Source organism: Streptomyces sp. SYP-A7185 (assembly GCF_046103685.1).
In the GTDB taxonomy this organism is placed as follows: Bacteria; Actinomycetota; Actinomycetes; order Streptomycetales; family Streptomycetaceae; genus Streptomyces.
This window is the reverse complement of sequence record NZ_CP122310.1, coordinates 7,021,561-7,041,114: the sequence shown is the minus strand read 5'-3', so window position 1 is coordinate 7,041,114 and position 19,554 is coordinate 7,021,561. Positions and strand designations below refer to the sequence as shown.

Genomic DNA, 19,554 nt, shown 5'->3' with positions numbered 1-19,554 from the left:
GATGCGGGCCCAACTGCCCTACGGCTATGCCTACTTGCGGATCAGCGAGCGCAGGACGTACTGCATGATGCCGCCGTTGCGGTAGTAGTCCGCCTCACCGGGGGTGTCGATGCGGACGACCGCGTCGAACTCCACGCCGGTGTCGGTCGTGACCTTGACCGTGCGGGGCGTGCGGCCTTCGTTCAGCTCGGTCACGCCGGTGAAGGAGAAGGACTCCTCGCCGGTGAGGCCGAGAGTCTCGGCGGACTGGCCCTCCGGGAACTGGAGCGGCAGGACGCCCATGCCGATGAGGTTCGAGCGGTGGATGCGCTCGTACGACTCGGCGATGACGGCCTTGACGCCGAGGAGCGCGGTGCCCTTGGCGGCCCAGTCGCGGGACGAGCCGGAGCCGTACTCCTTGCCCGCGAGGATCGCGAGCGGGGTGCCGGCCGCCTGGTAGTTCTGCGAGGCGTCGTAGATGAAGGAGACGGGGCCGTCTTCCTTCGTGAAGTCGCGGGTGAAGCCGCCCTCGGTGCCCGGCGCGATCTGGTTGCGCAGGCGGATGTTGGCGAACGTGCCGCGGATCATGACCTCGTGGTTGCCTCGGCGCGAGCCGTAGGAGTTGAAGTCGCGGCGCTCGACGCCGTGCTCCGTGAGGTACTTGCCGGCCGGGGTGTCGGCCTTGATCGCACCGGCCGGGGAGATGTGGTCGGTGGTGACCGAGTCGCCCAGCTTGGCCAGGACGCGGGCGCCCGTGATGTCGGCCACCGGGGTGGTCTCCATCGTCATGCCCTCGAAGTAAGGGGGCTTGCGGACGTACGTCGACTGCGGGTCCCACTCGAAGGTGTTGCCGGTCGGGATCGACAGGGCCTGCCACTGGGCGTCACCCGCGAAGACGTCCTGGTAGGACTTGTTGAACATGTCCTCGCCGATGGAGTTGGCGACGACGTCGTTCACCTCGGCCTCGGAGGGCCAGATGTCCTTGAGGTAGACGGGGTTGCCGTCCTGGTCCGCGCCGAGCGCGTCCCGGGTGATGTCCACCTTCATCGAACCGGCGATGGCGTACGCGACGACCAGCGGCGGGGACGCCAGGTAGTTCATCTTGACGTCGGGGTTGATGCGGCCCTCGAAGTTCCGGTTGCCGGAGAGGACGGACGTCACGGCCAGGTCGGCGTCGTTGACCGCCTTGGAGACCTCCTCGGGCAGCGGGCCCGAGTTGCCGATGCAGGTGGTGCAGCCGTAGCCGACGAGGTTGAAGCCGACCTTGTCGAGGTAGGGGGTGAGCCCCGCCTTGTCGAAGTAGTCGGTGACGACCTTGGAGCCCGGGGCGAGGGTGGTCTTGACCCACGGCTTGCGGGTCAGGCCCTTCTCGACGGCCTTCTTCGCGACGAGCGCGGCGGCGACCATCACGTACGGGTTCGAGGTGTTGGTGCAGGAGGTGATCGCGGCGACGGTGACGGCGCCGTGGTCGATCTCGTACGTCGAGCCGTCGGGGGCGGTGACCGTGGTCGGCTTCGACGGGACGCCGTTGGAGGTGGCCGGGGCGTCGGACGCCGGGAAGGACTCCTTGCCGGCCTCCTCGTCGTCGGCGACGTAGTTGCGCACGTCCTGCGCGAACTGCTGCGCGGCGTTGGCGAGGACGATGCGGTCCTGCGGGCGCTTGGGGCCGGCGATCGACGGGACGACCGTGGAGAGGTCGAGCTCCAGCTTCTCGGAGAAGTCGGGCTCGGCGGCCGGGTCGAGCCAGAGGCCCTGCTCCTTGGCGTACGCCTCGACGAGCGCGACCTGCTGCTCGTCACGGCCGGTCAGGCGCAGGTACTTCAGCGTCTCGTCGTCGATCGGGAAGATCGCGGCGGTGGAGCCGAACTCCGGCGACATGTTGCCGATGGTGGCGCGGTTGGCGAGGCTCGTGGCGGCCACGCCCTCGCCGTAGAACTCGACGAACTTGCCGACGACGCCGTGCTTGCGCAGCATCTCGGTGATCGTGAGCACGAGGTCGGTGGCGGTGGTGCCGGCGGGCAGCTCACCGGTCAGCTTGAAGCCGACGACGCGCGGGATGAGCATGGAGACCGGCTGGCCGAGCATCGCGGCCTCGGCCTCGATGCCGCCGACGCCCCAGCCAAGGACACCCAGGCCGTTGACCATCGTGGTGTGCGAGTCGGTGCCGACCAGGGTGTCGGGGTAGGCCTGGCCGTTACGGACCATGACCGTGCGGGCCAGCTTCTCGATGTTGACCTGGTGCACGATGCCGGTGCCCGGCGGGACGACCTTGAAGTCGTCGAAGGCGGTCTGGCCCCAGCGCAGGAACTGGTAGCGCTCCTTGTTGCGGCCGTACTCCAGCTCGACGTTCTGGCCGAAGGCGTCCGGCGTGCCGAACTTGTCGGCGATCACGGAGTGGTCGATGACCAGCTCGGCCGGGGAGAGCGGGTTGACCTTGTCCGCGTCACCGCCGAGCTCCTTGACGGCCTCACGCATGGTGGCGAGGTCGACCACACACGGCACGCCGGTGAAGTCCTGCATGATCACGCGGGCCGGCGTGAACTGGATCTCCTGCGAGGGCTGGGCCTGGGAGTCCCAGCCGCCGATCGCACGGATGTGGTCGGCGGTGATGTTCGCGCCGTCCTCGGTGCGGAGCAGGTTCTCAAGGAGGACCTTAAGGCTGTAGGGCAGCCGCGCGGAGCCCTCGACCTTGTCCAGCTTGAAGATCTCGTACGACTCGTCGCCCACGCGCAGCGTGCTGCGGGCGTCGAAGCTGTTCGCCGACACGACAGTCTCCTTCATATATGTGCGCGTTTCCGTCACATCCTGCCGCCACGACTCCTCGTCGATCCGCTAAGGTAAGGCTTAGTTAGGTAACCCTTACCGAGTGGCGGCTTCTGGTGCGCCTCGGCAGATATCTCGATGTCGAGATAACTCTAGTACATCACCCGACGTCGCGACGAGGCGCGGGGCCTCAGACCGGCGGGGACCAGGACCGGGCAGGCCGCGTCGGCCTGCCCTTTCGCGGGCCGCTCCCCTTCGATCAGATCGGCCAGGAGCGACACGGCGGTGCGCGCCGTGCGCTCCGGGTAGAACGTCACCGTGGTGACAGGGGGCTCGGTCTCCGCGTACCCCGGATCCTCGCTCGCACAGACGAGCAGCAGATCCTCCGGTACGCGCAGGCCGTGCCGGGCCGCCGCGGCGAGGAGCTGGCGGCCGCCGGGGTCGTAGACGGCGTGGACGGCGTCGATCCGTCCGAGCACCTCGTCGAAGGCGTGGCCTTCATCGTCGCCCTCGTCGAAGGGGATCACCAGCGGGGCCACCGCGCGCCGCGCGCACCACTCCTCGTACGTCCTGGTCACCACGCGCGCGTAGTGCTCGTCGCCGTTGCCGGACTGAAGGGCGACACGGCGGGCTCCGGCGGCGGCGAGGTGGTCGAGGACCTCGCGGGTGGTCGCCACGTGGTCGTTGTCGACCCAGTGGTCGCCGGGGCGCGGGTCGCCGGGGGCGCCGTCGAAGACGAGCGGGATGCCGCGGGCGCGCAGCGCCTGGACCATGGGGTCCCCGCGCGGACTGTCCATGATCAGCATGCCGTCGACGGCGAGGCTGTGCCAGGTGTCGTCCGCGGCGCGGTCGGCGGGCAGCGTGGTGAGGGCGTAGCCGCGGGCGTGGGCGGCGGCGGTCGCCGCGGTGAGGGCGCGGGAGAAGTAGGCGACCTCGGTGTAGTTCCAGGCGCGCGGGTACGTCGTCACCGCGACGCCGATGGTCCGGGTCCTGGTTCTGACCGTCGCGCCGTAGCCGAGGGCGGTGGCGGTCTCGCGGACCCTGCGGCGGGTGGCGGGGCTCAGCCGGCCGGTGCCGTTCAGAGCGTGCGAGACCGTCGCGGTGGAGACCTCCGCGGCGCGGGCTATGTCGGTGAGGGTGGGCCTTCGCACGCGGCGGATCCTACGGAATCCCCCGGCCCGGGGGCAGGGTACTGCGGATTCCGTTGCCGTCGGCGGCTTCTGGTTAACGGATTACTCGCGGAGTGTGCGGGGTGCGTTCCCGTTTCCGGCTGCGGGTTCGCGGTCCGTTCGTGCCGCCGCTTCGCGGCGGATGCTTTCCGCCCACCCACCCGAGCACTCCGCATCCGACTCCCCTCGCCCCCTGGAGTTCCCATGGCCTCGTCCCCTCTCTCCAGCCTCTCCCGCCGCACTCTCCTCGCCGCCGCCGGAGCCGCCGGGCTCACCGTGGCCTCGGGTGCGCCCGCATCCGCATCGCCCCGCCGCTCCGCCGCCCTCGTCGTGCGCAACTCCCGTGTCTTCACCGGTGTGCGGGAGAACGCCCCTGCGCAGGCCGTCGCCGTCGGCAGGGACGGGAGGATCCTCGCCGTCGGGAGCGACTCCTCGCTCAAGCGGTTCATCGGGCGGGACACCGAAGTCGTTAACGGGCGCGGCGGCACGCTCATGAGCGGCATCCACGACGGCCACGCGCACCCCATGGACGCCGCGAACCGCTCGCTGCGCCCGTCACTGGCCGGAGCCGAGCAGACCGTCGCCGACCTCCGGAAGACCCTGACCGCGTTCCTCGAGGACTCCGCCGGCCAAGAGCCCGACGGGTGGCTGGTGGTGGAGGACTGGAACCCCGTGGGCCTGCTGCCGCACGGCACCGCCCCGCACCACTCGATGCTGGACGCGCTGGCGACCCGGCGGCCCCTCGCGCTGCGCGGCGGCGACGGACACAACCTCTGGGTCAACCAGCGCGCCCTCGACCTCGCGGGCATCACGGCGGCCACCCCGGACCCGGTCGGCGGCAAGATCGTCAAGGGCTCGGACGGCAAGCCCACCGGGGTGCTCAAGGACGACGCCCAGCCGCTCGTCACCCGGCACATCCCCGAGCCCGACCGGGCGCAGCTCGTCGCCGCCGCCGCGAAGGTCTTCGCCGAAGCCGCCGCGTCCGGGATCACCACGTTCATGGAAGCCGTCGTCGGCAAGGGCGAGCTGGGCCTCTACAAGGCGCTCGCCGAGAGCGGGAAGCTGCCGCAGCGCATCGTGCCCGCCCTGCGGATCGAGACCGACCTGACGAAGGACCCGGCGGCCGCCGTGGCGTACGCGCGAGGGCTGCGCAAGGAGTTCGGGGACGTGCGCGGGCTGCGCTTCGGCACCGTCAAGGTGTTCCTCGACGGCGTCATCGAGTACCCGGCGCAGACCGCGGCGCTCCTGAAGCCCTACCTCGACGCGGACGGCAGGCCCACCGGCCACCGCGGCGACCTCTACGTCTCGGCGGCGGACTACGGCCGGCTCACCGCGGCCTTCAACGCGGACGGCTGGCAGATGCACGCGCACGCCATCGGCGACCGCGCCGTCCGCACCTCCCTCGACGGGTACGCGTACGCCCTGCGCGCGACCGGGGCGCGCGGTCTGCGCAACACCACCGCCCACCTCCAACTCGTCGACCCCGCCGACCTGCCCCGCTTCGCCCGGCTCGGCGTCATCCCCTGCATGCAGCTCCAGTGGGCGACCCGCAACACCTGGACCATGGACGCCCTGCTGCCCTACATCGGTGCCGGGCGCCACCGTTGGCAGTACCCGGCACGCAGCCTGGAGCGGCACGGGGCGCGGCTCGCCGGTGGCTCGGACTGGCCGGTCGATCCGCTTCAGGTCTGGAACCAGGTGCGCACCGCCGTCGACCGGTTCGGGGCCGAGGGCGAGGGCGATCTGTACCGCCGGGAGGAGGGGCTGAGCCGCTCGTCCGCGCTGCTCATGCACACCCTGGGGACGGCGCGCCAGCTCCGCATGGACCATCTGACGGGCACGGTGGAAACGGGGAAGTCGGCCGATCTGGTGCTGCTCGACCGGGATGTGACGCGGTGTCCGGTGGCCGACATCAGCTCTTCCGAAGTGCGTCTGACGCTCACCGGAGGCACAGTGGTGCATGACGCCGACTCGTCGGCCGGGCGCGCGGCCTCCGCCCGGGTGACGCGCGCGGCGGCCGGCCCGCGGCTCACCGCGCAGGCCGCGGTGCACGGTGGGCGGCACGCCTCGTGCGGATGCGGCTGACGCGGCAGAGGCAGGTGGCGTAGGGAACGACGTACCGGAACTTCCGTACCGAATCGGTCGTTTCCCGGATGGCCTACCCCGACGCGCGCGTCATCTCATATCTGAGATAACCTGCGGAACATGGCAGACGATTACCTCGTACGTATCGGCAAGCTCATCCGCGACGCCCGGCAGCACAGGGGTTGGACGCAGTCGCAGCTCGCCGAGGCGCTCAGCACGAGCCAGAGCGCCGTGAACCGCATCGAGCGCGGCAACCAGAACATCAGCCTTGAGATGATCGCCCGTATCGGCGAAGCTCTCGACAGTGAAATCGTCTCGCTCGGGTACGCGGGGCCCATGCATCTGCGCGTCGTCGGCAATCGCCGGCTCTCGGGCTCCATCGACGTCAAGACGAGCAAGAACGCTTGCGTGGCGCTGCTCTGTGCGTCCCTGCTCAACAAGGGACGCACGGTGCTGCGCCGCGTGGCGCGGATCGAGGAGGTCTACCGCCTCCTCGAAGTCCTCGGTTCGATCGGCGTGCGCACCCGTTGGATCAACGACGGGGTGGACCTGGAGATCGTGCCGCCCGCCAAGCTGGACATGGAGGCCATCGACGCGGAAGCCGCCATCCGGACCCGCTCGATCATCATGTTCCTGGGCCCGCTGCTGCACCGCATGGACCGCTTCAAGCTGCCGTACGCGGGCGGTTGCGACCTCGGCACCCGCACGATCGAGCCGCACATGATCGCGCTGCGCCGCTTCGGCCTCGACATCGCGGCCACGGAGGGGCTCTACCACGCGGAGGTCGCGCGGGACGTGGTCCCCGACCGCCCGATCGTGCTGACCGAGCGCGGCGACACCGTGACCGAGAACGCCCTGCTCGCCGCGGCCCGCAGCGACTGCACGACGGTCATCCGCAACGCCTCGTCGAACTACATGGTCCAGGACCTGTGCTTCTTCCTGGAGGCGCTCGGCGTCAAGGTCGAGGGCATCGGCACGACGACCCTGACGGTGCACGGCGTCCCGGACATCGACGTCGACGTCGACTACTCGCCCTCCGAGGACCCGGTCGAGGCGATGAGCCTGCTCGCCGCGGCGGTCGTCACCGAGTCCGAACTGACCGTGAACCGCGTCCCGATCGAGTTCCTGGAGATCGAACTCGCGGTCCTCGAGGAGATGGGGCTCGACCACGACCGCACGGCGGAGTACTTCGCCGACAACGGCCGTACGCGCCTGATCGACCTCACCGTCCGGCCCTCCAAACTGGAGGCGCCGATCGACAAGATCCACCCGATGCCGTTCCCCGGCCTGAACATCGACAACGTCCCCTTCTTCGCGGCCATCGCGGCGGCGGCGCAGGGCAAGACGCTGATCCACGACTGGGTGTACGACAACCGGGCGATCTATCTGACCGACCTGAACCGCCTCGGCGGACGCCTCCAGCTCCTCGACCCGCACCGGGTCCTGGTGGAGGGTCCGACCCGCTGGCGCGCCGCCGAGATGATGTGCCCGCCCGCGCTGCGGCCCGCCGTGGTCGTGCTGCTCGCGATGATGGCCGCCGAGGGCACGTCGGTCCTGCGCAACGTCTACGTGATCAACCGTGGCTACGAGGAGCTGGCCGAGCGGCTCAACTCCGTGGGCGCGCAGATCGAGACGTTCCGGGACATCTAGCACCCGCTCGGGCCGCCGCCCCCGATGGCGGCGGCCCGGCGTGGTGCGGGTCAGTCGAGGACCGCCACCCCGTCCAGCTCCACCAGGCACTCCTCGTCCCAGAGCCGGACCGCGCCGATCACCGCCATGGCGGGGTAGTCGCGGCCCGCCAACTCCTTCCAGACGCGCCCCAGCCGGTGTGCCTGGGCGCGGTAGCCGGCGACGTCCGTGGCGTAGACGGTGACGCGGGCGAGGTCGGCGGGGGTGCCGCCCGCGTGGCGCAGGGCGGTGAGGAGGTTGGTGAGGGCCAGCTCGAACTGCTCGGGCAGGGTCGTGCCGGTGACCTTGCCCTCGGCGTCGAGCGCGGTCTGGCCCGCGAGGAAGACGATCCTGCCGCCGGTCGCGGTGACGGCGTGCGAGAAGCCGGTGGGCGGGGAGAGTTCGGCGGGGTTGACGCGTTCGAGGCTCATGCGGAGGGCTCCTCAGGGGTGGCGGACCGCGGGGCGCGCCGGGTGGCGCTGTCACCTGCGGGCTGCTGCTCGGCGTACAACTCCTTGGCGATGATGGCGCGTTGGACCTCGCTCGCCCCTTCGTAGATGCGGGGTGCGCGCACCTCGCGGTAGAGGTGTTCGAGAAGGTGTCCCCGCTGGAGGGCCCGGGCGCCGTGCAGCTGGACCGCGGCGTCGACGACGTACTGCGCGGCCTCCGTGGCGATCAGCTTGGCCATCGCGGCGCGCTTGGCGATGTCCGGCTCCCCCCGGTCGTACGCCGCCGCTGCCGCGTGCACCATGAGGCGGGCCGCCTCGGTCCGGGTGGCCATCTCCGCGACCTGGTGCGCCACCGCCTGGAGATCCTTCAACTTGCCGCCGAACGCGTCCCGTTCGGCGGTGTGCGCGAGCGTGGCGTCCAGCGCGGCGGCGGCCATGCCGACCGCGAAGGCCCCGACGCTGGGCCGGAAGCGGTTGAGGGTGGTCATCGCGACGCGGAAGCCGCGGTCGGGTTCGCCGATGACGTCCTCGCCGGTGACCGTCACGCCGTCGAAGGCGAGGGCGCCGATCGGGTGCGGGGAGAGCATGTCCAGAGGTGTGCCGGTGAGGCCGGCGCGGTCGGCGGGCACGAGGAAGGCGGTGACGCCACGGGCGCCCGCGCCGGGGGTGGTCCGGGCGAAGACGGTGTAGAAGTCGGCCTCGGGGGCGTTCGAGATCCAGCACTTCTCGCCGGTGAGCCGCCAGGAGGAGGGGCCGTCCGGCGCGGCGCTCAGGGCCAGCGCGGCGGCGTCCGAGCCCGCCCCGGGCTCGGAGAGCGCGAAGGCGGCGACGGCGTGGCCCGCGCGGGCGGGCCCGAGCCACTGTTCACGCTGGCGCGCGGAGCCGTACGCGGCGACGGGGTGCGCCCCGAGGCCCTGGAGGGCGAGCGCGGTCTCGGCCTCCGTACAGGCATGGGCGAGGGACTCGCGCAGGAGGCACAGGCCCAGGGCGCCCGAGGTGGCGTGCGGGGTCCGCGAGGCGGCGGAACCTCCCGGCCCCTCCCCCGCGAACAGGCGGTCCAGGAGGCCCAGTTCCCCCAGCGCCTGGACCAGCGGGCGGTTCACGCGGCCCGGCTCACCCTTCTCCGCCAGGGGCTTCAGCTGCTCGTCGGCGAGGGTGCGCAGCTCCGCACACCAGGCGATTTGTTCAGGATTGAGCGAGAATGCCGTCATCCCGGGCCCCTCCTCTATCGCGCACCGTTGACTGTCGTCACCATCACGATACGCTCGTTCCGCGAGCTCACCACAAGCCCGAACGGCAAGGGGGCGACCCGCTGTGGACGCCAAGAGTGCACTGCGACTCCACCCATCGGCTCACGTGGACACCTTCGCCCGGGACCATCTCCCGCCGCCGGAGCAGTGGCCCGCGTTCGTCCACGACCGGCCCGAGCTGCATTACGCCGATCGCCTCAACTGCGGCGCCGAGCTCCTCGACCGGACGGTGGACCGGTTCGGCGGCGACCGGCCCGCGTTCCGCACGGGCTCCGGCGAGGTGTGGACGTACGGCGAGCTCCAAGGGCGCGTGGACAAGATCGCGCACGTCCTGACCGGTGACCTCGGCGTGCTGCCCGGACAGCGCGTCCTGCTGCGCGGCCCCACCACCCCCCTGCTCGCGGCCTGCTGGCTGGCGGTGATGAAGGCGGGCGCCGTCGCGGTCACCGTCCTGGCCCAGCAGCGCCCGCACGAGCTGGCCACGATCTGCGGGATCGCCGAGGTCGGCCACGCGCTGTGCGACGCCCGCGCCGTGGACGACCTGGTGAAGGCCGGGATACCGGGCCTCACCGTCACCACCTTCGGCGGGGAGGCGGACGACGACCTGCTGGCGCGCGCCGCCCGGCAGCCGGACGGCTACGAGGCCGTCGACACCGCCGCCGACGACGTCGCCCTCATCGCCTTCACCTCCGGCACCACCGGCCGCCCCAAGGGCTGCATGCACTTCCACCGCGACGTGCTCGCCATCGCCGACACCTTCGCTCGGCACGTCCTGAAGCCGGGGCCCGACGACGTCTTCACGGGCAGCCCGCCGCTCGGCTTCACCTTCGGACTCGGCGGGCTCGTCGTCTTCCCGCTGCGGGCCGGCGCCTCCTCACTCCTGCTCGAACAGGCGGGCCCGCGCCAGCTGCTGCCCGCGATCGCCGAGCACGGCGTCACGGTGCTCTTCACGGCGCCCACGGCCTACCGCGCGATGTTGGACGAGCTGGGCAAGCCGGACGCGCCCGACGTGTCCACGCTGCGCCGGTGCGTCTCCGCGGGCGAGAACCTGCCCGCCGCCACCTGGCAGGCCTGGCACGAGCGCACCGGGCACCGCATCATCAACGGCATCGGCGCGACGGAGCTGCTGCACATCTTCATCTCCGCCGCGGACGAGGCGATCCGCCCCGGCACCACCGGCCGCCCCGTCCCGGGCTGGCACGCGCGCGTGGTCGACGACTCCGGGGCTCCGGTGCCGGACGGGGAGCCCGGCCTGCTCGCCGTCCGCGGTCCCGTGGGCTGCCGGTACCTGGCCGACGAGCGTCAGCTCCAGTACGTGCGCCACGGCTGGAACGTCACGGGCGACACCTACGTCCGGGACGCCGACGGCTACTTCACCTACGTGGCCCGCGCGGACGACATGATCATCTCGGCCGGTTACAACATCGCGGGCCCGGAGGTCGAAGAGGCGCTCATGCGCCATCCCGACGTCCTGGAGACCGCCGTCGTGGGGCGCCCGGACGAGCTGCGCGGGCAGACGGTGGTCGCCTACGTCGTCCAGCGCCCCGGCACCGAGCGGGACCCGGAGCGGCTGCGCGAGTTCGTGAAGGGCGAGCTGGTGCCGTACAAGTGTCCGCGCGAGATCGTCTATCTGGACGCCCTGCCGCGCACCGCGACCGGCAAACTGCAACGGTTCCGGCTGCGGGAGCCGGGGCCCGTAGAGTGATCACGTGTCCGAGCAGCACACTCCACGGTCCCTGATCGTCACCTTCTACGGCGCCTACGGGCGCGCGGCCCCCGGCCCGGTGCCCGTCGCCGAGCTGGTCAGGCTCCTCGCCCCGGTCGGCGTGGACGCCCCCTCCGTGCGCTCCTCCGTGTCCCGGCTCAAGCGGCGCGGTCTGCTCGTCCCGGCGCGGACGGCGGCGGGCGCGGCGGGGTACGCCCTGTCGCCGGACGCCCGCCAGCTCCTGGAGGACGGCGACCGGCGCATCTACGCCTCTCCCCCGGCCGCGCGGCAAGGCGGCGGCTGGGTCCTCGCCGTCTTCTCCGTGCCGGAGTCCGAGCGCCAGAAGCGGCACGTGCTCCGCTCCCGCCTGGCCGGACTCGGCTTCGGGACGGCGGCCCCGGGGGTGTGGATCGCCCCGGCGCACCTCTACGAGGAGACCCGGCACACCCTGGAGCGCCTGCAACTCGCCTCGTACGTCGACCTGTTCCGCGGCGAGCACCTGGGCTTCGCGGCGACGGCGGAGGCGGTGGCCCGCTGGTGGGACCTGTCCTCCATCGCCAAGGAGCACGAGGTGTTCCTCGACCGCCACGAGCCGGTGCTCAGGAGCTGGCAGAGCCGCAGCGACACCCCGCCGGACGCGGCCTACCGCGACTACCTCCTGGCCCTGGACTCCTGGCGCCGCCTTCCGTACGCGGACCCGGGCCTGCCGGGCGACCTGCTCCCGGAGGGGTGGCCCGGAGACCGGTCCGCCGCGGTGTTCACGGCCCTGGACGAGCGGCTGCGCGACGCGGGTGCGGGTTTCGTCAACTCCCCAGCGTGAGGCGGGGCTTGGGCGCGTCCGTGCGGCCCGTCTGCGGGCGGCGGCTGCCCGCCCCGTACTGCGGGGGCCAGCTGACGCCCGGTCCGGCGTACCCCTGCTCGGCGGCGGCGTGCAGGGTCCAGTGCGGGTCGTACAGGTGGGGGCGGGCGAGCGCGCACAGGTCCGCCCGGCCCGCCAGGATCAGCGAGTTGACGTCGTCCCAGGAGGAGATGGCGCCGACCGTGAGGACGGGGACGCCGGTTTCGTTGCGCACGCGGTCGGCGAACGGCGTCTGGTAGGAGCGGCCGTACGCGGGCCGCTCGTCGGAGACGACCTGGCCCGTCGAGACGTCGATCGCGTCGGCGCCGTGCGCGGCGAAGGCGCGGGCGATCTCGACGGCGTCCTCCGCGGTGGTGCCGCCGTCGGCCCAGTCGGTGGCGGAGATGCGGACGGTCATGGGTCTGCCGTCCGGCCACACCTCCCGCAGGGCGTCGAAGACGTCGAGGGGGAAACGCAGGCGGTGGTGCAGGGAGCCGCCGTACGCGTCCGTCCTGTGGTTGGTCAGCGGCGAGAGGAAACCGGACAGCAGATAGCCGTGGGCGCAGTGCAGTTCGAGGAGGTCGAAGCCGGCGCGCTCGGCGCGGCGGGCCGCCGCGACGAACTCCTCGCGGATGGCGGCGAGTCCGGCCTCGTCCAGCTCGTGCGGGCGCCGGCCGTTCTCCTTGTACGGCAGCGGCGAGGGCGCCACCAGCGGCCAGTTGCCGTCGTCGAGGGGTTCGTCGATGCCCTCCCACATGAGCTTCGTGGAGCCCTTGCGTCCCGAGTGGCCGAGCTGGACGCCGATCGCGGTGCCGGGCGCCTGTGCGTGCACGAAGCCGGTGATCCGCTGCCAGGCGTCGGCCTGTTGTTCGGTGTAGAGCCCGGCGCAGCCCGGCGTGATGCGGCCCCGCTCGCTGACGCACACCATCTCGGTCATGACCAGACCGGCGCCGCCGAGCGCCCGCGCGCCCAGGTGGACGAGGTGGAAGTCGCCGGGGACGCCGTCCCGCGCGGAGTACATGTCCATGGGGGACACGACCACGCGGTTGCGCAGGGTCAGGTCGCGGAGGCGGAAGGGCGTGAACATCGGCGGTGTGCCGTCCGGGCAGCCGAACTCCCGCTCCACGGACTCGGTGAACCGGGCGTCGCGCAGCCGCAGGTTCTCGTGGGTGACGCGGCGGCTGCGGGTGAGGAGATTGAACGCGAACTGGCGCGGCGGCTGGCCGAGGTAGTCCGGGAGCCGCTCGAACCACTCCAGGCTGGCGCGGGCCGCGCGCTGCGTGGACTCCACGACGGGACGGCGCTCCGTCTCGTACGCGGCGAGGGCCTCGGGGATGCCGGGCTGCTCCTGGAGGCAGGCGGCGAGCGCGAGGGCGTCCTCGACGGCGAGCTTGGTGCCGGAGCCGATGGAGAAGTGCGCGGTGTGGGCGGCGTCGCCGAGCAGCACCGTGTTGCCGTGCGACCAGCGTGCGTTGACGACCGTGCGGAAGGTGGTCCAGGCGGACTTGTTGCCGCGCAGGGCCCGGCCGCCGAGCGCGTCGGCGAAGATCTTGGCGCAGCGCTCGGTCGACTCCCGCTCGTCGAGCTCCGCGAACCCGGCCGCCTCCCACACCTCTTCGCGCATCTCGACGATGACCGTGGACTCGCCGGTGCCCGCCGTGGAGAACGGGTAGCCGTGCAGCTGCATCACGCCGTGCTCGGTCTCGGCGATCTCGAAGCGGAAGGCCTCGAACGCGAAGTCGGCGGCCAGCCAGATGTAGCGGCAGCGGTGGGTCTCGACGCGGGGCCCGAAGGCGTCGGCGTGCGCCTCGCGGGTGAGGCTGTGCACGCCGTCGGCCGCGATCACCAGGTCGTACGCGGTGGAGAGCTCGGCGGCGGGCGGGGCCTCGGAGCGGAAGCGCAGGTCGACGCCGAGCTCCCGGCACCGCTCGTGCAGGATGCCGAGCAGCCTGCGCCGCCCGAGCGCCGCGAAGCCGTGCCCGCCCGAGGTGTGCCTGCTCCCCCGGAACACGATGTCGATGTCGTCCCAGCGCACGAACTCCGCCTGGAGGGCGCGGTAGACGACGGGGTCGGCGTGCTCGATGCCGCCGAGCGTCTCGTCCGAGAGGACGACGCCGAAGCCGAAGGTGTCGTCCGGGGCGTTGCGCTCCCAGACGGTGATCTCGCGCCGCGGGTCGAGCCGCTTGAGCAGGGCCGCGGCGTAGAGCCCGCCGGGGCCGCCGCCGACGACGGCGATGCGGTGTGCGGCGCCGTGCCGTGCGGGCCGGGTGGGGGCGGTCATGGTCAGCGCCCCTGCCACTTGGGCGGGCGCTTCTCCGTGAACGCCGCGTGGAACTCCTGGTAGTCCTCGCCGGTCATGAGCAGGGCCTGGGTCGCCGCGTCCAGCTCGACGGCCGCGGCCAGCGGCATGTCCAGCTCCGCGGTGAGCAGCGCCTTGGTCTGCGCGTACGCCAGGGCGGGTCCCTCGGCGAGCCGGCGTGCCAGGGCTTGCGCGGCCTCGGGGGCCTTGCCCTCGTCGGTGAGCTCGCTGATCAGGCCGATCCGCTCGGCCTCGGGGGCGCGCACGGGCTCGCCCAGCATCAGGATCCGGGTGGCGTGGCCGAGGCCGACGACGCGGGGCAGGAGGTACGCGGCCCCCATGTCGCCGCCGGACAGGCCGACCCGCGTGAAGAGGAAGGAGAACCGCGCCGAGGGATCGGCCACCCGGAAGTCCGAGGCGAGGGCGAGCACGGCGCCCGCGCCCGCGGCTACCCCGTGGACGGCGGTGACCACCGGGAAGGGGCACTCGCGGAGGGCGCGCACGACCTGGCCCGTCATGCGGTTGAAGTCGAGCAGCTGTGCGGTGTCCATGCCGAGGGTCGCGCCGATGATCTCGTCGACGTCACCGCCCGAGCAGAAGCCGCGCCCCTCGCCGCCGAGCACGAGGGCGCGCACGGACTTGTCGCGGGACAGCTCGGCCAGGAGGTCGCGCAGGTCGGCGTAGGCGCCGAAGGTGAGCGCGTTCAGCTTGTCGGGGCGGGCCAGGGTGACCGTGGCGACCCCGTCGTCCACCTCGAAGCGCAGGTGCTGCCAGTCGGGGGTGCGGGGGGCGGAGCCGGTGAAGGGACTCATGACGACGTGCGGCCTCCTCGGTCGGGGCGGCGGCGGTCCATCGGGTGCGTGCCGGTGCTTCCCCTCGAAGTTATCACCCATCCGTGACCGTCGTCACGAGCACGCGATAAACCCCCGGCCGGAGGCGGGATCACCCAGGGCCGGACGTCCCGGACAAGCCCGACCGTCGACCCTGTCGACATAGCGCTTAAGCTTCGTACGGTTGAAAGCAGGATCGCCTGCTGCCCTGAACGGACCCGCCTTGCACGAATCTCCCGCTCCCACCTCGTGGCGCATCGCGCTGCCGCACACCACCGCGGCGGTGCCGATCGCCCGCGCACTGGTGCGCACGGCGCTCATGGAGATCGATTCGCCCGCCGACAGCGACACCGCCGAGCTGCTCACGGCCGAGCTGGTGGCCAACGCGGTGGAGCACTCCTCGGGGCACGATCCGATAGAGCTCGTCATCGAGCTCCTGCCGAGCGGGTGCCAGGTCGAGGTGCACGACTCGAACCCGCTGCCGCCCGGCGATCTCACCGAACCGGGCCCGATGAACGAGCCGGACCCCTGGCAGGAGCACGGGCGCGGCCTGCTCCTGATCCGCACCCTCAGCTCGTCCTGCGGTCACCGCCCCACCGACTCCGGCAAGGCGGTCTGGTTCACCCTGCCCGCGGCGTAGGCGATGCGGCACCGGCCGCATCGGCCTGGCCGAGGCGCGAGTGCCGGCGCCCGTAGAACGCGTACACCAGGGAGCCCACGACCAGGAACACCGCGAACTGCACCCACGTCGTCCAGCCCGTGCCCCAGATCAGGTAGAGGCAGAAGCCCACGCCGAGGACCGGGCTGACCGGGTACAGCGGCACCCGGAAGGTGCGCTTGAGCTCCGGCGCCGAGCGGCGCAGCGCGAGCACGGCGACATTCACCGCGACCATGATCGCCAGCGTGCCGATCGTCGTCAGGTTGACCACCACGTCCAGCGACGAGAAGGCGGCCGGGACGGCGAAGACCGCGGCGACGATCCAGGTGTTGGCCACCGGCGTGGACGTCTTGGGCGAGACGCGCTCGAAGACGCGCGGGATGAGCCCGTCGCGGGACATCGACATCAGGATGCGGGTCTGCCCGTACATCACGGCGAGCACCACGGACGCGATGGCCACGACCGCGCCGAAGGCGATGATCCCGCCGCCGACCGCCGAGTCCGTGACCTGGTCGACCACCAGCGAGAGCGCGGCGGGCTTGTCGGCGACCGCGTCCGCGCCCAGCGCGCCGATGGCCCCGAGGGCGACGGCGACGTACAGCAGCGTGGCGACGCCGATGCAGATCAGGATGGCGATCGGGATGTTGCGCCGGGGGTTCTTGACCTCTTCGCCCGCCGTGGTGATCGCGTCGAAGCCGATGAAGGAGAAGAAGGCGAGCGAGGCGCCCGCGGTGATGCCGGAGGCCCCGGCGCCCGCGAAGGGGGTGAGGTTGCCGGCCTTGAACGCGGTGAACGCGATCGCGAGGAACAGCAGCAGGATCCCGATCTTGAGCATGGCCATGGCGGCCGTCGCCCGTGCGCTCTCCCGGATGCCGCGCACGAGCAGCACCGCGGCCAGCAGGATCACCACCACGGCCGGCAGGTTCACGACGCCGCCCTCGCCGGGCCCGGCGGAGAGCGCGTCGGGCAGGTGCCAGCCGGTGAGGCTGTCGAGCAGCTCGTTCAGGTACTGGCTCCAGCCGACCGCCACGGCGGAGACGGAGACGCCGTACTCCAGGAGCAGGCACCAGCCGACCAGGAACGCGGTGCGCTCGCCGAGCGAGGCGTACGCGAAGGAGTACGAGCTGCCGGAGACCGGGATCGCGCCGCCCAGCTCGGCGAACGAGAAGGCGGTGAAGATGCAGGTGACGGCTGCCAGGAGATACGAGACGGCGACCGCGGGGCCCGCCTCGGCGACGCTGTCGGAGAGGCCGACGAAGATGCCGGTGCCGACGATCGCGCCGACGCCGAAGCACACCAGCTGGAACAGGCCCATGGTGCGCTTGAGGCCGTGGCCTTCGAGGTCGGCGCCCGATTCGGCGACGAGGAGTTCGGGGGACTTGACGCGGAGTCCTGCCGGACCGGTCGGGCGCATGCGGTGGTTCTCATTTCGGTGGTGCTGGGGCGCGGCGGGGTGTGCCGCAAAGAAGTGGGGCCGGGGGAAGGTGTTCCCCGGCCCCACCAGTGTGAGCGTGCTGTGACGCGTTCAGCCGAGCGTGGCCACGAGGATCGCCTTGATGGTGTGCAGGCGGTTCTCGGCCTCGTCGAAGACGACGGAGTGCGCCGACTCGAAGACCTCGTCGGTGACCTCGAGAGAGCTTAGACCGTGCCGGGCGTGGATCTCGCGGCCGACCTTGGTGCCCAGGTCGTGGAAGGCGGGCAGGCAGTGCAGGAACTTGACGTCGGCGTTGCCCGTGGCGCGCAGGACGTCCATCGTCACGGCGTACGGCGAAAGGGCCGTGATGCGCTCGTCCCAGACCTCCTTGGGCTCGCCCATGGAGACCCAGACGTCGGTCACGACGAAGTCGGCGCCCGCGACCGCCCCGGTGACGTCCTCGCTGAGCGTGATGCGCGCGCCGCTGGTCCCGGCGAGCTCGCGCGCCCGGGCGACGATCTCGTCGGCGGGCCAGTAGGCCTTGGGCGCGACGATGCGGACGTCCATGCCCAGGAGCGCTCCGGTGATCAGGTACGAGTTGCCCATGTTGAAGCGGGCGTCACCGAGGTAGGCGAAGGAGATCTCGGTGAGGGGCTTGGTGCTGTGCTCGGTCATCGTGAGCACGTCGGCGAGCATCTGGGTGGGGTGCCAGTCGTCGGTCAGGCCGTTGTAGACGGGCACGCCGGCGTGCGCGGCGAACTCCTCGATGCCGGGCTGGCTGTCCCCGCGGTACTCGATGCCGTCGAACATCCGGCCGAGCACGCGTGCGGTGTCCTTCACGGACTCCTTGTGCCCTATCTGCGAGCCCGAGGGGTCGAGATACGTGGTGGAGGCGCCCTGGTCGGCGGCGGCGACCTCGAAGGCACAGCGCGTACGCGTCGAGGTCTTCTCGAAGATCAGCGCGATGTTCTTGCCGGTCAGCCGCCGCGTCTCGGTCCCCGCCTTCTTGGCCGCCTTCAGCTCGGCGGCGAGCTCGATCAGGCCGCGGAACTCCTCGGCGGTGAAGTCCAGCTCCTTGAGGAAGTGGCGGCCGGTGAGGTCGATGGCCATGATGGCGCTCCAGAGACGGTACGGGGACACGAGATTCTGGAAGTCTATACGACTCTTCACATTTCTATTCAGGGATCGGGTCCCGCTGCACCGGACAGCTCATGCACCGCGGACCGCCCCGGCCGCGCCCCAGCTCGCTGCCCCGGATCTCGATCACCTCGATGCCCTCCTTGCGCAGATGCGTGTTCGTGGTGGAGTTCCGCTCGTACGCCACGACCACGCCCGGCTCGACCGCGAGCACGTTGCAGCCGTCGTCCCACTGCTCGCGCTCGGCCGCGTGCACGTCCTGCGTCGCGGTGAGGACCCGGATGCCGGGCAGCCCCAGGGCCGCCGCCATCGCCCGGTGCATGTGCTCCGGCGGATGGTCGGTGACCTTCAGCTCCCGTCCGTCGACACCGGGCTCGATGGTGTACGACCGCAGCATGCCGAGGCCCGCGTACTGCGTGAAGGTGTCGCTGTCGACCATCGTCATCACCGTGTCGAGATGCATGAACGCGCGCCGCTTCGGCATGTCCAGGGCCACGATCGTCTGCGCGGAACCGGCGGCGAAGAGCTTGTGCGCGAGCATCTCGACGGCCTGCGGCGTGGTGCGCTCGCTCATGCCGATGAGGACCGCGCCCCGGCCGATCACCAGGACGTCGCCGCCCTCGATGGTGGAGGGGTAGTCCGACTGCCCCTGGGACCACGTGTGGAATTCCTCGGCCCGGAACAGCGGGTGGTGCTGGTAGATCGCCTCGAAGTGCACCGTCTCGCGCTGCCGGGCGGGCCAGCGCATCGCGTTGATGGAGACGCCGTCGTAGATCCACGCCGAGGTGTCGCGCGTGAAGAGGTGGTTGGGCAGCGGGCCTAGCAGGAAGTCGTCCAGGTCCATGCAGTGGAAGCGCACCGACGTCGGCTCGGGGTGGCGCTCCAGGAACTCGCGCTTCGTCATCCCGCCGATCAGCGCGTCGGCGAGCTCGGCGGACGGCAACGTCTCGAACGCGGCCCGCAGATGGTCCGTCGCCAGCGGGCCGTACTCCTTCTCGTCGAAGACCCGGTCCAGGACCAGCAGGCGCGCACCCGGCACGTCCATGGCCTCGGTCAGCAGGTCGCCGAAGAGGTGGACGGCCACCCCGCGGTCGCGCAGCACGTCGGCGAACCCGTCGTGTTCCTGGCGGGCCCTGCGGACCCACAGGACGTCGTCGAAGAGCAACGCGTCCTTGTTGGTCGGGGTGAGCCGCTTGAGCTCCAGATCAGGGCGGTGCAGGATCACGCGGCGCAGCCGCCCGGCCTCGGAGTCGACATGGAATCCCATGGATCCCATCTTTCCCCGGCCGGGCGGCCCACGCCCGTCGTTG

The 19,554-nt window shown here is 71.6% G+C and carries 14 protein-coding genes; 5 read left to right on the top strand and 9 right to left on the bottom strand.

Annotation, left to right across the window (positions count from 1 at the left end):
• Window positions 1-30: 30 nt before the first annotated feature.
• Both acnA and QBL25_RS30880 read right to left on the bottom strand, forming a co-directional pair.
• Complete coding sequence (gene acnA, locus QBL25_RS30885) at window positions 31-2,745, bottom strand: aconitate hydratase AcnA (RefSeq protein ID WP_409060217.1); 2,715 nt, start codon at window positions 2,743-2,745, stop codon at window positions 31-33.
• 149 nt (window positions 2,746-2,894) lie between these two features.
• Window positions 2,895-3,893, bottom strand: coding sequence for a LacI family DNA-binding transcriptional regulator (locus QBL25_RS30880; protein WP_409060216.1), 999 nt, complete (start codon window positions 3,891-3,893; stop codon window positions 2,895-2,897).
• A 222-nt stretch (window positions 3,894-4,115) separates the two neighbouring features.
• On the opposite strand from QBL25_RS30880, the gene QBL25_RS30875 reads away from it, so the two are divergent.
• Window positions 4,116-5,996, top strand: coding sequence for an amidohydrolase (locus QBL25_RS30875; RefSeq protein ID WP_409060215.1), 1,881 nt, complete (start codon window positions 4,116-4,118; stop codon window positions 5,994-5,996).
• A 120-nt stretch (window positions 5,997-6,116) separates the two neighbouring features.
• Window positions 6,117-7,646, top strand: a complete 1,530-nt coding sequence (locus QBL25_RS30870; RefSeq protein WP_361842539.1) for a UDP-N-acetylglucosamine 1-carboxyvinyltransferase — start codon at window positions 6,117-6,119, stop codon at window positions 7,644-7,646.
• 50 nt (window positions 7,647-7,696) lie between these two features.
• Here the strand turns inward: QBL25_RS30870 and QBL25_RS30865 are convergent, their stop codons facing one another.
• Together QBL25_RS30865 and QBL25_RS30860 are read right to left on the bottom strand one after the other, a co-directional pair.
• Window positions 7,697-8,095 (bottom strand): RidA family protein, encoded by a 399-nt coding sequence (locus tag QBL25_RS30865; protein ID WP_409060214.1) that lies wholly within the window; start codon window positions 8,093-8,095, stop codon window positions 7,697-7,699.
• On the bottom strand, window positions 8,092-9,324 hold the full coding sequence (locus tag QBL25_RS30860; RefSeq protein WP_409060213.1) for an acyl-CoA dehydrogenase family protein: 1,233 nt from the start codon (window positions 9,322-9,324) through the stop codon (window positions 8,092-8,094). The genes QBL25_RS30865 and QBL25_RS30860 overlap by 4 nt, the downstream gene beginning before the upstream one ends.
• 103 nt (window positions 9,325-9,427) lie before the next feature.
• Between QBL25_RS30860 and QBL25_RS30855 the strand changes: the two genes are divergently transcribed.
• Complete coding sequence (locus QBL25_RS30855; protein ID WP_409060212.1) at window positions 9,428-11,068, top strand: AMP-binding protein; 1,641 nt, start codon at window positions 9,428-9,430, stop codon at window positions 11,066-11,068.
• A 4-nt stretch (window positions 11,069-11,072) separates the two neighbouring features.
• Entirely contained in the window at window positions 11,073-11,888 is an 816-nt protein-coding gene (locus tag QBL25_RS30850) for a PaaX family transcriptional regulator C-terminal domain-containing protein (protein WP_409060211.1), read from the top strand.
• Here the strand turns inward: QBL25_RS30850 and QBL25_RS30845 are convergent.
• Window positions 11,872-14,187 carry a bifunctional salicylyl-CoA 5-hydroxylase/oxidoreductase gene (locus tag QBL25_RS30845; protein WP_409060210.1) on the bottom strand — a complete coding sequence of 772 codons (2,316 nt, stop codon included), beginning with the start codon at window positions 14,185-14,187 and terminating at the stop codon, window positions 11,872-11,874. The genes QBL25_RS30850 and QBL25_RS30845 overlap by 17 nt on opposite strands.
• Window positions 14,188-14,189: 2 nt before the next feature.
• Complete coding sequence (locus QBL25_RS30840; protein WP_409060209.1) at window positions 14,190-15,017, bottom strand: enoyl-CoA hydratase family protein; 828 nt, start codon at window positions 15,015-15,017, stop codon at window positions 14,190-14,192.
• Between the two features lie 241 nt (window positions 15,018-15,258).
• Between QBL25_RS30840 and QBL25_RS30835 the strand changes: the two genes are divergently transcribed.
• On the top strand, window positions 15,259-15,675 hold the full coding sequence (locus tag QBL25_RS30835; RefSeq protein WP_409060208.1) for an ATP-binding protein: 417 nt from the start codon (window positions 15,259-15,261) through the stop codon (window positions 15,673-15,675).
• Here the strand turns inward: QBL25_RS30835 and QBL25_RS30830 are convergent.
• The 3 genes from QBL25_RS30830 to QBL25_RS30820 all read right to left on the bottom strand — a co-directional run bounded on the left by QBL25_RS30830 (window position 15,656) and on the right by QBL25_RS30820 (window position 19,511).
• A complete protein-coding gene (locus QBL25_RS30830) occupies window positions 15,656-17,107 on the bottom strand; it encodes an amino acid permease (RefSeq protein WP_409060207.1) in 1,452 nt (483 codons plus the stop codon). The genes QBL25_RS30835 and QBL25_RS30830 overlap by 20 nt on opposite strands.
• A gap of 111 nt (window positions 17,108-17,218) precedes the next feature.
• A complete protein-coding gene (gene argF / locus QBL25_RS30825) occupies window positions 17,219-18,217 on the bottom strand; it encodes an ornithine carbamoyltransferase (RefSeq protein ID WP_409060206.1) in 999 nt (332 codons plus the stop codon).
• 64 nt (window positions 18,218-18,281) lie between these two features.
• On the bottom strand, window positions 18,282-19,511 hold the full coding sequence (locus QBL25_RS30820) for an arginine deiminase (RefSeq protein WP_409060205.1): 1,230 nt from the start codon (window positions 19,509-19,511) through the stop codon (window positions 18,282-18,284).
• Window positions 19,512-19,554 lie beyond the last annotated feature (43 nt).